The sequence below is a fragment of the Cronobacter malonaticus LMG 23826 genome (genome assembly GCF_001277215.2).
In the GTDB taxonomy this organism is placed as follows: domain Bacteria; phylum Pseudomonadota; class Gammaproteobacteria; order Enterobacterales; family Enterobacteriaceae; genus Cronobacter; species Cronobacter malonaticus.
The window spans coordinates 1,221,861-1,234,715 of record NZ_CP013940.1; the positions used below are offsets into that span (position 1 = coordinate 1,221,861).

8 protein-coding genes are annotated in these 12,855 nt (G+C 56.2%); 3 read left to right on the forward strand and 5 right to left on the reverse strand.

Going from position 1 to position 12,855, the window contains the following annotated elements; all coding sequences use genetic code 11:
- Positions 1–9: 9 nt before the first annotated feature.
- Positions 10–1,068: a glycerophosphodiester phosphodiesterase gene (gene glpQ / locus AFK66_RS05745; RefSeq protein ID WP_007776725.1), complete on the forward strand. Its 1,059-nt coding sequence runs from the start codon at positions 10–12 to the stop codon at positions 1,066–1,068.
- Positions 1,069–1,158: 90 nt separating this feature from the next.
- On the opposite strand, the gene yfaE is transcribed toward glpQ, so the two are convergent.
- The 4 genes from yfaE to ubiG all read right to left on the reverse strand — a co-directional run bounded on the left by yfaE (position 1,159) and on the right by ubiG (position 6,190).
- A complete protein-coding gene (yfaE, locus tag AFK66_RS05750) occupies positions 1,159–1,413 on the reverse strand; it encodes a class I ribonucleotide reductase maintenance protein YfaE (RefSeq protein WP_004387471.1) in 255 nt (84 codons plus the stop codon).
- A gap of 1 nt (position 1,414) precedes the next feature.
- Positions 1,415–2,545 carry a class Ia ribonucleoside-diphosphate reductase subunit beta gene (nrdB, locus tag AFK66_RS05755; protein ID WP_004387472.1) on the reverse strand — a complete coding sequence of 377 codons (1,131 nt, stop codon included), beginning with the start codon at positions 2,543–2,545 and terminating at the stop codon, positions 1,415–1,417.
- Positions 2,546–2,819: 274 nt separating this feature from the next.
- Positions 2,820–5,105, reverse strand: a complete 2,286-nt coding sequence (gene nrdA / locus AFK66_RS05760; RefSeq protein ID WP_007776723.1) for a class 1a ribonucleoside-diphosphate reductase subunit alpha — start codon at positions 5,103–5,105, stop codon at positions 2,820–2,822.
- Positions 5,106–5,458: 353 nt separating this feature from the next.
- Complete coding sequence (gene ubiG / locus AFK66_RS05765; protein WP_007776722.1) at positions 5,459–6,190, reverse strand: bifunctional 2-polyprenyl-6-hydroxyphenol methylase/3-demethylubiquinol 3-O-methyltransferase UbiG; 732 nt, start codon at positions 6,188–6,190, stop codon at positions 5,459–5,461.
- 159 nt (positions 6,191–6,349) lie between these two features.
- On the opposite strand from ubiG, the gene gyrA reads away from it, so the two are divergent.
- Positions 6,350–8,986 (forward strand): DNA topoisomerase (ATP-hydrolyzing) subunit A, encoded by a 2,637-nt coding sequence (gyrA, locus tag AFK66_RS05770; protein ID WP_007897480.1) that lies wholly within the window; start codon positions 6,350–6,352, stop codon positions 8,984–8,986.
- A gap of 185 nt (positions 8,987–9,171) precedes the next feature.
- Positions 9,172–12,021, forward strand: a complete 2,850-nt coding sequence (gene rcsC, locus AFK66_RS05775) for a two-component system sensor histidine kinase RcsC (RefSeq protein WP_023898379.1) — start codon at positions 9,172–9,174, stop codon at positions 12,019–12,021.
- Positions 12,022–12,190: 169 nt separating this feature from the next.
- Here the strand turns inward: rcsC and rcsB are convergent, their stop codons facing one another.
- Positions 12,191–12,841, reverse strand: coding sequence for a response regulator transcription factor RcsB (gene rcsB, locus AFK66_RS05780; protein WP_007676706.1), 651 nt, complete (start codon positions 12,839–12,841; stop codon positions 12,191–12,193).
- Between the last annotated feature and the right edge of the window lie 14 nt (positions 12,842–12,855).

A 12,855-nucleotide genomic window follows, 5' to 3' on the forward strand; every position in this document is an offset into this window, starting at 1 on the left:
GGAGCACCCATGAAACTGAAAATGACGCTGGCGGCGCTGGCGATTGGCGTGATGTCGGCAAGCGCGCTGGCGGCGGATAAACTGGTGATCGCGCATCGCGGTGCCAGCGGATATCTGCCAGAGCATACGCTGCCTGCCAAAGCGATGGCCTATGCGCAGGGCGCGGATTACCTGGAGCAGGATCTGGTGATGACCAAAGATGACCAGCTGGTGGTGCTGCATGACCACTACCTGGATCGCGTCACCGACGTGGCGGAGCGCTTCCCCGACCGCGCGCGTAAAGATGGCCGTTACTACGCGATCGATTTCACGCTCGCGGAGATCAAATCGCTGAAATTCAGCGAAGGCTTTGAACTGGAAAACGGCAAAAAGGTGCAGACCTTCCCTGGTCGCTTCCCGATGGGTAAATCCGATTTCCGGGTGCATACCTTTGAAGAAGAGATCGAGTTTGTGCAGGGACTGAACCACTCCACCGGTAAAAACATCGGTATTTACCCGGAGATCAAAGCGCCGTGGTTCCATCATCAGGAAGGCAAGGATATCGCCGCGAAGACGCTGGAAACCCTGAAAAAATATGGCTATACCACGAAGCAGGATAAGGTCTATCTGCAATGTTTCGACGCCAACGAGCTTAAGCGCATTAAAAATGAGCTGGAGCCGAAAATGGGGATGGATCTGAAGCTGGTGCAGCTTATCGCTTACACCGACTGGAACGAAACCCAGGAGAAGCAGGCCGATGGCAAATGGGTAAACTATCGCTATGACTGGATGTTTAAACCGGGCGCCATGAAGCAGATTGCGCAGTACGCCGACGGCATCGGGCCGGATTACCATATGCTGGTGGCGGAAGGCTCGACCAAGGACCACGTGACGCTGACCGATATGGCGAAAGAGGCGCACGCCAGCCATTTGCAGGTGCACCCGTATACGGTGCGCGCCGACCAGTTGCCGGTATACGCCACGGATGTGAATCAGCTTTATGACGTGCTGTATAACAAGGCGGAAGTGGACGGGCTGTTTACCGATTTCCCGGATAAAGCGGTGAGTTTTTTGAAAGATAATCGCTGATATTGCCGGTTGGCGGTTTCGCCTGATCCGGCCTGGTACCAGGGGTTGCCAGGCCGGGTATGCGTCGCGCCACCCGACAATACGGCGTTGTTACATCTCTATTTCGATATCGCCCTGCGGTTTACAGCAGCAGGGCAAAATCTCGCCCTCCTGAATAAACGCCAGCGGTTTCGTCAGCCACTGCACCTGGCCTGCGACCAGTTTGCAGCGGCACGAGCCGCAATAGCCTTCACGGCATTGGTACTCCACCGTCACCGCGTGTGACTCCAGCGCCGCCAGCAGGGAAGGGTGCTCATCCGGGCACGACAGCTCGGTGCCCGTCACGCGAAGCGTAATACGACCCATATCAGAGCTGGAAGCTGCTCAGATCGTCATGGTCGATTTCCGAATCGATCTGGCCGACCAGATAAGAGCTCACTTCCACTTCCTGCGGCGCTACCTGTACGTTATCAGACACCAGCCAGGTGTTGATCCAGGGAATCGGGTTGGAGCGGGTTTTGAACGGCAGATCCAGACCGACAGCCTGCATACGGATGTTGGTGATGTACTCAACGTACTGGCAGAGAATATCTTTGTTCAGACCGATCATGGAACCGCCCTGGAACAGATATTCCGCCCACTCTTTCTCCTGCTGCGCCGCCAGCACGAACAGGTCGTAGCACTCCTGTTTGCACTCTTCGGCAATCGCGGCCATTTCCGGATCGTCTTCGCCGCTGCGCATCAGGTTCAGCATGTGCTGGGTGCCGGTCAGGTGCAGCGCTTCGTCACGCGCGATAAGGCGGATGATTTTGGCGTTGCCTTCCATCAGTTCGCGCTCGGCGAACGCGAAGGAGCAGGCGAAGCTGACGTAGAAGCGAATCGCTTCCAGCGCGTTGACGCTCATCAGGCACAGGTAGAGTTTTTTCTTAAGCTCGTGCAGGTTCACGGTCACGGTTTTGCCGTTAACGCTGTGGGTGCCTTCGCCCAGCAGGTGCCAGTAGCTGGTCATCTCGATCAGATCGTCGTAGTAGTGCGAGATGCCTTCGGCGCGCTTTAAGATCTGCTCGTTGGTGACGATATCGTCAAACACCACCGCCGGATCGTTGACGATATTGCGGATGATGTGGGTGTAAGAGCGCGAGTGGATGGTCTCGGAAAACGCCCAGGTTTCGACCCACGTTTCCAGCTCCGGGATGGAGATCAGCGGCAGCAGCGCGACGTTCGGGCTGCGGCCCTGGATTGAGTCGAGCAGCGTCTGGTATTTCAGGTTGCTGATGAAAATATGTTTTTCATGCTCCGGCAGCGCCTGGAAATCGATGCGGTCGCGGGAAACGTCCACTTCTTCAGGACGCCAGAAGAATGACAGCTGCTTTTCGATAAGCTTTTCGAAAATTTCATATTTTTGCTGATCGTAACGCGCCACGTTGACCGGTTGGCCAAAAAACATGGGTTCAAGGAGCTGGTCGTTTTTCGTCTGTGAAAATGTGGTGTAGGCCATGACGTAAATCCTGTCTGCAAACAATATCGGCTGTTAACGGTGGGTGCGCTTCGCTTACCCACCCTACGGCCAACGGTTCGGCTGTTAACGGTGGGTGCGCTTTGCTTACCCACCCTACGGCCAACGGTTCGGCTGTTAAGGGTGGGGCGCTTTGCTTACCCACCTTACGGCCAACGGTTCGGCTGTTAAGGGTTCGGCTGTAAATGGTGGGTGTGCTTCGCTTACCCACCCTACGGCCTTAACAACAAGAGGGCGGGTTTCCCCGCCCTGCGTGTTAGATTTTACATGCGCCGCTTTCGCAGCCGTCATCCTGAATGGATGGCGCCAGGTCATCCTGGGCATCTTCCGCGCCGTCGCGGGTGTTCTGATAATACAGCGTCTTCACACCGAGCTTATAGGCGGTGAGCAGGTCTTTCAGGAGCTGCTGCATCGGCACTTTGCCTGACGGGAAGCGCGTCGGATCGTAGTTGGTGTTGGCAGAAATCGACTGGTCGATAAATTTCTGCATGATGCCCACCAGCTGCAGATAGCCGTCGTTGCCCGGCATTTCCCACAGCAGCTCGTACTGATCTTTGAGCTGTTCGTAGTCCGGCACCACCTGACGCAGGATACCGTCTTTCGAGGCTTTGATGCTGATGTGGCCGCGCGGCGGCTCAATGCCGTTGGTGGCGTTAGAGATCTGCGAAGAGGTCTCGGACGGCATCAACGCAGACAGCGTGGAGTTACGCAGGCCGTGCGTCTTGATGGATTCGCGCAGGCTTTCCCAGTCGTAGTGCAGCGGCTCGCTGGCGATCGCATCCAGGTCTTTCTTATAGGTGTCGATCGGCAGGATGCCTTTACTGTAGGTGGTTTCATTGAACCACGGGCATGCGCCTTGCTCTTTCGCCAGCTCGTTAGAGGCTTTCAGCAGATAGTACTGAATCGCTTCGAACGTTTTGTGCGTCAGGTTGTTGGCGCTGCCGTCGGAGTAACGCACGCCGTGCTTCGCGAGATAGTAAGCGAAGTTAATCACGCCGATGCCGAGGGTGCGACGACCCATCGCGCCGCGTTTCGCCGCCGGGATCGGGTAATCCTGGTAGTCCAGCAGGGCGTCCAGCGCGCGAACGGCCAGCGTGGAAAGCTCTTCCAGCTCGTCCAGGCTCTCGATAGCGCCCAGGTTGAAAGCAGACAGGGTGCAAAGCGCGATTTCGCCGTTTTCGTCGTTTACATCATCCAGCGGTTTGGTCGGCAGCGCGATTTCCAGGCACAGGTTAGACTGGCGCACCGGCGCGACAACCGGATCGAACGGGCTGTGGGTGTTGCAGTGATCCACGTTCTGGATGTAGATACGGCCGGTAGAGGCGCGCTCCTGCATCATCAGCGAGAACAGCTCAGAGGCTTTAATGCGCTGTTTGCGGATGTTCTCGTCCTGCTCATATTTGGTGTACAGACGCTCGAACTCGTCCTGATCAGCGAAGAATGCGTCATACAGGCCCGGCACGTCGGACGGGCTGAACAGCGTGATGTCTTCGCCTTTCAGCAGGCGCTGGTACATGAGCTTGTTGATCTGTACGCCGTAGTCCATGTGACGCACGCGGTTCGCTTCGGTACCGCGGTTGTTTTTCAGCACCAGCAGGCTTTCGACTTCCAGATGCCACATCGGGTAGAAGAGGGTGGCCGCGCCGCCGCGAACGCCGCCCTGCGAGCAGGATTTCACCGCGGTCTGGAAATGCTTGTAGAATGGAATGCAACCGGTGTGGAACGCTTCGCCGCCACGAATCGGGCTGCCGAGTGCACGGATGCGGCCCGCGTTAATGCCGATACCGGCGCGCTGGGAAACGTATTTCACGATGGCGCTGGAGGTGGCGTTGATGGAATCCAGGCTGTCGCCGCACTCGATCAGTACGCAGGAGCTGAACTGACGGGTCGGGGTGCGCACGCCGGACATGATCGGCGTCGGCAGTGAAATTTTAAACGTAGAGACCGCATCATAGAAACGCTTCACGTAATCCAGACGGGTTTCGCGCGGGTAGTTAGAGAACAGGCACGCTGCGACCAGAATGTAGAGGAACTGCGCGCTTTCGTAGATCTCGCCGGTAACGCGGTTCTGAACGAGGTATTTCCCTTCGAGCTGCTTCACGGCGGCGTAGGAGAAGTTCATATCGCGCCAGTGGTCGATGAAGCCGTCCATCTGCGCAAACTCTTCTTCGCTGTAATCCTGCAGCAGGTGGTGGTCATATTTACCCAGCTCCACCATCTTCACGACGTGGTCGTACAGTTTCGGCGGCTCGAACTGACCGTAGGCTTTTTTGCGCAGGTGGAAAATCGCCAGGCGCGCGGCCAGGTACTGGTAATCCGGCGCGTCGCGGGAGATAAGATCCGCCGCCGCCTTGATGATGGTTTCATGAATATCGGAGGTTTTGATGCCGTCGTAGAACTGAATGTGAGAACGCAGCTCTACCTGGGAGATGGAGACGTTATGCAGACCTTCCGCAGCCCAGTCCAGAACACGATGAATTTTATCCAGGTTAATGCGTTCCTGGCTGCCATCTCGTTTTGTTACCAGCAGACTCTGATTCATGGGTAATACCTGTCCGTGAAATCCGTGAAAATAGAAATATCCCCCGCTTATCCACAAGTGACTAACTCTGTGGATAAATACTATATATAGGGGGTTTGAGATAAGTGAAACGCTATATGGTGAGTATTCTAGTCCGGATTCTTTTGAGAACAAGGCTTGATTTCGATGTTAATTTGCGGTTGCAAAATCTCAAAATTAAGTAAGTCCTCATCGCATAAGGGCTTGAGGGCTTGTCAAGGCGGCAGGAAAAAAAATGAAAATTTGATCGAACGCTGATTTCCTGGTCAGGAAAAAAATGGCGCAACAGAACGTTGCGCAATTTTTAATACGAAAAGCTTCTGACAGGACGGTTTTCAGACAGGTTTCTTAGCCTGTGTATGCAACATATAGTTAACATCAACGCCTGGCGCGAGCTTGAAACGGTTGGTCAGCGGATTGTAATGCAGGCCGATGATATGACGCTCTTCCAGCGGCGTTTCGTCCACCCAGCCCAGCAGTTCGGAAGGGCGGATGAACTTTTTGGCGTCGTGCGTGCCTTTCGGCACCATGCGCAGCACATACTCCGCGCCCACCACCGCCATCAGCCAGGATTTGGCGTTGCGGTTAAGCGTGGAGAAAAAGACGTGACCGCCGGGCTTCACGAGTTGTGCACAGGCCTGTACTACCGAGCGCGGGTCCGGCACGTGTTCGAGCATCTCCATGCAGGTCACAACGTCATAGGCACCGGCATTCTGCGCGGCGTGCTCTTCCACGGTCTGCTGAACGTAGGTAAGCTCAACGCCGCTTTCCAGCGCGTGCAGACGCGCCACTGCCAGCGGCTCCGCGCCCATATCGAGCCCCGTGACGTTCGCCCCTTCGCGCGCCATGCTCTCAGAGAGAATGCCGCCGCCGCAGCCGACATCCAGCACCTTTTTCCCGAACAGACCGCCGGCGCGCTCGGCAATATAGCCAAGACGCAGCGGGTTAATGCGATGCAGCGGTTTAAATTCCCCTTCAGTGTCCCACCAGCGCGAAGCGACAGCTTCAAATTTGGCGATTTCTTCTAAGTCTACGTTGTGCGCAACGGGCGGTTTTTCAGCATTCATGGACGCCTCTACTCCTTTCTTCGCAAGAGCGTCGAGTATAACAGGCGTTAGTGGGGAATAAAGCGGCCTGACGGGGCTATTCGGTTTACCGAACAGGCCGCGGCTGTGTTATAATTTGCGACCTTTGAATCCGGGACACAGTAGAGGGATAACGGTCAGATGAGCGACCTTGCCAGAGAAATTACACCGGTCAACATTGAGGAAGAGTTAAAGAACTCCTATCTGGATTACGCGATGTCGGTTATTGTCGGCCGCGCGCTTCCGGATGTCCGAGATGGCCTCAAGCCGGTACACCGTCGCGTACTTTACGCCATGAACGTATTGGGCAATGACTGGAATAAAGCCTACAAAAAATCCGCCCGTGTCGTTGGTGACGTAATCGGTAAATACCATCCCCACGGTGATTCCGCCGTCTACGATACCATTGTACGTATGGCTCAGCCGTTCTCGCTGCGCTATACGCTGGTGGATGGTCAGGGCAACTTCGGTTCTATCGACGGCGACTCCGCTGCGGCGATGCGTTATACGGAAATCCGTCTGGCGAAAATCGCCCATGAACTGATGGCCGACCTCGACAAAGAAACCGTTGATTTTGTCGATAACTATGACGGCACGGAAAAGATCCCGGACGTCATGCCGACTAAAATCCCGAACCTGCTGGTAAACGGGGCTTCCGGTATCGCGGTCGGGATGGCAACCAACATTCCGCCGCATAACCTGACGGAAGTCATCAACGGCTGCCTCGCCTATATCGATGATGAAGATATCAGCATCGAAGGGCTGATGGAGCATATCCCCGGCCCGGATTTCCCGACTGCCGCTATCATTAATGGCCGTCGCGGCATTGAAGAGGCGTACCGCACCGGGCGCGGCAAAATCTACATTCGCGCGCGCGCGGAAGTGGAAGTCGATCCGAAAAACGGCCGCGAAACCATCATCGTGCACGAAATTCCGTATCAGGTGAACAAAGCGCGCCTGATCGAGAAAATCGCCGAGCTGGTGAAAGAGAAACGCGTCGAAGGCATCAGCGCGCTGCGCGACGAGTCTGATAAAGACGGTATGCGCATTGTTATTGAGATCAAACGCGACGCCGTGGGCGAAGTGGTGCTCAATAACCTCTATTCCCAGACGCAGCTGCAGGTGTCTTTCGGTATCAACATGGTCGCGCTGCACCACGGTCAGCCGAAGATCATGACGCTGAAAGAGATTCTGGCGGCGTTTGTTCGCCACCGTCGTGAAGTCGTGACCCGCCGCACCATCTTCGAACTGCGCAAAGCCCGCGAGCGCGCGCATATCTTAGAAGGTCTGGCGATTGCGCTGGCCAACATCGATCCGATTATCGAGCTGATTCGCCGCGCGCCGACCCCGTCGGAAGCAAAAGCGGGCCTCATCGCGCAGGCGTGGGAGCTTGGCACCGTTTCTGCGATGCTGGAGCGCGCCGGTGATGACGCCGCGCGTCCGGAGTGGCTGGAGCCGGAGTTCGGTATTCGCGATGGCAAATACTGGCTGACCGAGCAACAGGCGCAGGCGATCCTCGATCTGCGTCTGCAAAAGCTCACCGGCCTTGAGCATGAAAAACTGCTCGACGAGTATAAAGAGCTGCTGGAGCAAATCGCAGAGCTGCTGCATATCCTCGGCAGCGCCGACCGTCTGATGGAAGTGATCCGCGAAGAGCTGGAGCTTATCCGCGATCAGTTCGGCGACGAGCGCCGCACCGAAATTACCGCTAACAGCGCCGATATCAACATCGAAGATCTGATCAACCAGGAAGATGTGGTGGTCACCCTGTCTCACCAGGGCTATGTGAAATATCAGCCGCTGACGGATTACGAAGCGCAGCGCCGCGGTGGTAAAGGCAAATCCGCCGCACGTATTAAAGAAGAAGACTTTATCGACCGCCTGCTGGTGGCCAACACCCACGATACGATCCTCTGCTTCTCCAGCCGTGGTCGTCTCTACTGGATGAAAGTCTACCAGTTGCCGGAAGCGAGCCGTGGCGCGCGTGGACGTCCTATCGTCAACCTGCTGCCGCTGGAAGCGAACGAGCGTATCACCGCGATCCTGCCGGTACGCGAGTATGAAGAAGGCGTTAACGTCTTTATGGCGACCGCGAGCGGCACCGTGAAGAAAACGGCGCTGACCGAATTCAGCCGTCCGCGTACCGCCGGTATCATCGCGGTGAACCTGAACGAAGGCGATGAGCTTATCGGCGTCGACCTGACCGCAGGGAAAGACGAAGTGATGCTGTTCTCCGCGCAGGGCAAAGTGGTGCGCTTTAAAGAAGACGCGGTGCGTCCGATGGGCCGTACCGCCACCGGCGTGCGCGGTATTCGCCTCGGCGAAGGCGACAGCGTGGTGTCGCTTATCGTTCCGCGCGGCGAAGGCGCTATCCTGACGGCCACCCAGAACGGTTACGGTAAGCGTACCGCGGTGGAAGAGTACCCGACCAAGTCGCGTGCGACGAAAGGGGTTATCTCCATCAAAGTGACCGATCGCAACGGGCCGGTGGTCGGCGCGGTGCAGGTCGATGACGCTGACCAGATCATGATGATCACCGACGCCGGTACGCTTGTGCGTACGCGCGTGTCGGAAATTAGCGTGGTAGGCCGTAACACCCAGGGCGTTATCCTCATCCGTACTGCGGAAGATGAAAACGTGGTGGGTCTGCAGCGTGTCGCTGAACCGGTGGATGACGAAGAGCTCGACTCTATCGACGGCAGCGTGGCGGAAGGCGATGACGACATCGCGCCGGAAACCGACGCCGACGACGATGCGGCGGACGACGCAGACGAGTAATCGTCACGCGGCTTTCGCACACCGTGTTTTCTCCTGTAAAAGGGCCGGTCTGACCGGCCCTTTCTTTTTGCGGCGCAGGCTGCTCTGAATATCGCCGGATAATCGCGTTGCCGTTGCGGCACAAGGGTTTTGCGGCTACCTTAACGGCATTCCTTTTTCATACCTCACGGCTGGCTGGTGCCCCTTTGAAATACTTCGTCTCTTTCCGCTCGACGCTTAAAGTGTCTCGCTATCTTTTCCGGGCGCTGGCGCTGCTGCTCTGGCTGCTTATCGCCCTGTTTTCGGTGTTTTACATCGTAAGCGCGCTGCATGTGAAAGAGTCGGAAATTCGTCAGGAATTTAACCTGAGCTACGATCAGGCTCAGCGCTATATTCAGCGCACCTCTGATGTGATGAAAGAGCTGAAGTATGTGGCTGAAAACCGGCTGGAGAATATCGACGCGCTGATGAAAAGCGGACGCGCGCAAAACGAAGCGCTCACCGCGCCGTCGTTTGTACCGCTGTTTGCCGACTCCGACTGTAATACGCTCGGCACCAGCTGGCGCGGCTCGTTACAATCGCTCTCCTGGTTTTTACGCTACTGGCACGACAACTTCTCCGCCGCCTACGACTTAAACCGCGTGTTTCTGATAGGCTCCGATAACCTCTGTATGGCGGATTTCGGCCTGCGGGAGATCCCGCTTGAGCGCGACAAAACTCTCCAGGCGCTGCATGAGCGCATTATTAAGTATCGCAACGCGCCGCAGGACGAGCGCGGCAACAGCCTGTTCTGGGTATCGCCTGGCCCGCGTCCGGGCATCGGTAATTTCTACTCCCTGACGCCGGTCTACCTGGCGAACCGCCTGCAGGGGCTGCTGGGTATTGAGCAGACCATCCGCATTGAAAACTTCTTTACCCCTGGCAGCATGCCGATGGGTGTGACGATCCTGGATGAAAACGATCGACCACTCTTTTCGCTCACCGGTTCGGAAACGCGTCTTGAGCGTAACGGTGAGTGGGAGCAGGAGCGCGCGTGGTTTGGCTATACGTCTGGCTTTAAGCAGCTGATCCTGAAAAAAAGCCTGCCGCCGTCGTCGCTCAGCATTGTCTATTCCGTGCCGGTCGATCTGGTGCTGGAGCGTATCCGGATGCTTATCCTCAACGCCGTACTGCTCAATGTGCTGGTGGGGATTGTATTGTTTACGCTGGCGCGCATGTATGAGCGGCGCATCTTTATTCCGGCGGAAAACGACGCCCAGCGTCTGGAAGAGCATGAGCAGTTTAACCGTAAAATCGTCGCCTCGGCGCCGGTCGGGATCTGTATTCTGCGCACCCAGGACGGGACCAATATTATCTCCAACGAGCTGGCGCATAACTATCTGAACATGCTGACGCATGAAGACCGCCAGCGGCTTACGCAGATTATCTGCGGACAGCAGGTGAATTTCGTCGATGTGCTCACCAGCAACAACACCAACCTGCAAATCAGCTTCGTGCATTCGCGCTATCGCAATGAAAACGTGGCGATCTGCGTGCTGGTCGATGTCTCGGCGCGCGTCAAAATGGAAGAGTCGCTGCAGGAGATGGCTCAGGCGGCCGAACAGGCGAGCCAGTCGAAATCAATGTTCCTCGCGACTGTCAGCCATGAGCTGCGCACGCCGCTGTACGGGATTATCGGTAACCTTGATCTCCTGCAAACGCAGGAGCTGCCGAAAGGCGTCGATCGTCTGGTGACGGCGATGCACAACTCCTCAAGCCTGCTGCTGAAAATCATCAGCGATATTCTCGACTTCTCGAAAATCGAATCGGAACAGCTCAAGATCGAGCCGCGCGAGTTTTCACCACGCGAAGTGATGAGCCATATCACCGCCAACTATCAGCCACTAGTGGTGCGTAAACAGCTCGGCCTCTACTGCTTTATCGAGCCGGACGTGCCGATGACGCTGCTGGGCGACCCGATGCGTCTGCAACAGGTCATCTCCAACCTGCTGAGCAACGCCATTAAGTTCACCGATATCGGCTGCATTATTCTGCATGTGGGCACCCAGGGTGATTATCTCTGCTTCCGCGTACGCGACACCGGCGTCGGTATTCCGGCGAAAGAGGTGGTGCGGCTCTTCGATCCGTTCTTCCAGGTCGGCACTGGCGTGCAGCGCAACTTCCAGGGTACAGGGCTTGGGCTTGCTATCTGCGAAAAACTCATCAACATGATGGACGGCGATATCTCAGTCGATACCGAGCCGGGCATGGGCAGCCAGTTTACGATTCGTATTCCGCTCTGGCAGGCGCAGCTGCCGCCGAAGCCCAACGTCGACGGGCTTTCCAATAAGCGCTGCTGGCTGGCGGTACGCAACGCGTCGCTGTGCGAATATTTGCAGGGCTTGCTCTCGCGCAACAATATTCGCGTACAAAATCATCACGGCGAAACGCCGGATAAAGACGATATCCTGATTACCGACGATGAAAACTGCGTCGAGTGGCAGGGCAGAGGGGTCATCTTCTTCTGCCGCCGCCATATCGGGATGCCAGTGGAGCGCAGTCCGGGCGTCTGGATGCACAGCGTTGCCGCGCCGCATGAGCTTCTGACGTTGCTGGGCCGCATTTACAGCATTAATGTCGATGTGCCGGGCAGCGAGCCTGTGCTGCCGGCCGCCGCTACCAGCGCCGAACAGAACGAAGATATGATGATCCTGGTGGTGGATGACCACCCGATTAACCGCAGGTTGCTTGCCGATCAGCTCGGTACGCTGGGTTACCAGTGCCGCACCGCGAATGACGGCGTGGACGCGCTCAACGTGCTCAGCAAAAATCATATCGATATCGTGTTAAGCGACGTCAACATGCCAAATATGGACGGTTATCGCCTGACGCAGCGCATTCGCGAGCTTGGCATGACGCTGCCGGTCGTGGGCGTGACTGCCAACGCGCTGGCGGAAGAGAAGCAGCGCTGTCTGGAATCCGGGATGGACAGCTGTCTGTCGAAACCGGTGACGCTGGATGTGCTGAAGCAGACGCTGGCGGTGTATGCCGACCGGGTTCGTAAGACGCGCGGCTAATCGTGACGCGCGTCGTCATGCATGAGCGGCGCGCGATGGTTTACGCGTGTGAGGATAAAAACACATGGCGTGTCATCATTAGCGGCATTAATTGATTACGTAAAAAATGGCAGGAAAGCAGGGCGGGAACAACGGTGTGTCCCTGCCCGGCGGGCAGGGACAGCGAGAATTACTCTTTATCCGCAGGCGTCAGGCTTACGGAAGAGAGGTAGTTCAGCAGCGCGATATCGTTATCCACGCCGAGTTTCATCATCGCCGATTTCTTCTGGCTACTTATGGTTTTAATACTGCGGTTCAGCTTCTTGGCAATTTCAGTCACCAGGAAACCTTCGGCGAACAGACGCAGTACTTCGCTCTCTTTCGGCGACAGGCGTTTATCGCCATAGCCGCCTGCGCTAATCTTCTCAAGCAGACGGGAGACGCTTTCCGGGGTAAATTTCTTACCTTTTTGCAGCGCAGCCAGCGCTTTCGGCAGATCGGTCGGCGCGCCTTGCTTGAGAACAATCCCTTCGATATCGAGATCTAACACGGCGCTCAGAATCGCCGGGTTATTGTTCATCGTCAGCACGATAATAGACAAGGTCGGGAAATGACGCTTAATGTATTTAATAAGCGTAATGCCATCGCCGTATTTATCGCCCGGCATGGAGAGGTCGGTGATAAGAACGTGTGCGTCTAACTTCGGCAAATTGTTAATTAATGCTGTGGAATCTTCGAACTCACCGACAACATTCACCCACTCGATTTGTTCAAGAGATTTGCGAATGCCGAACAGAACAATCGGATGGTCATCGGCAATAATTACGTTCATATTGTTCATGTATTAGGCTACCT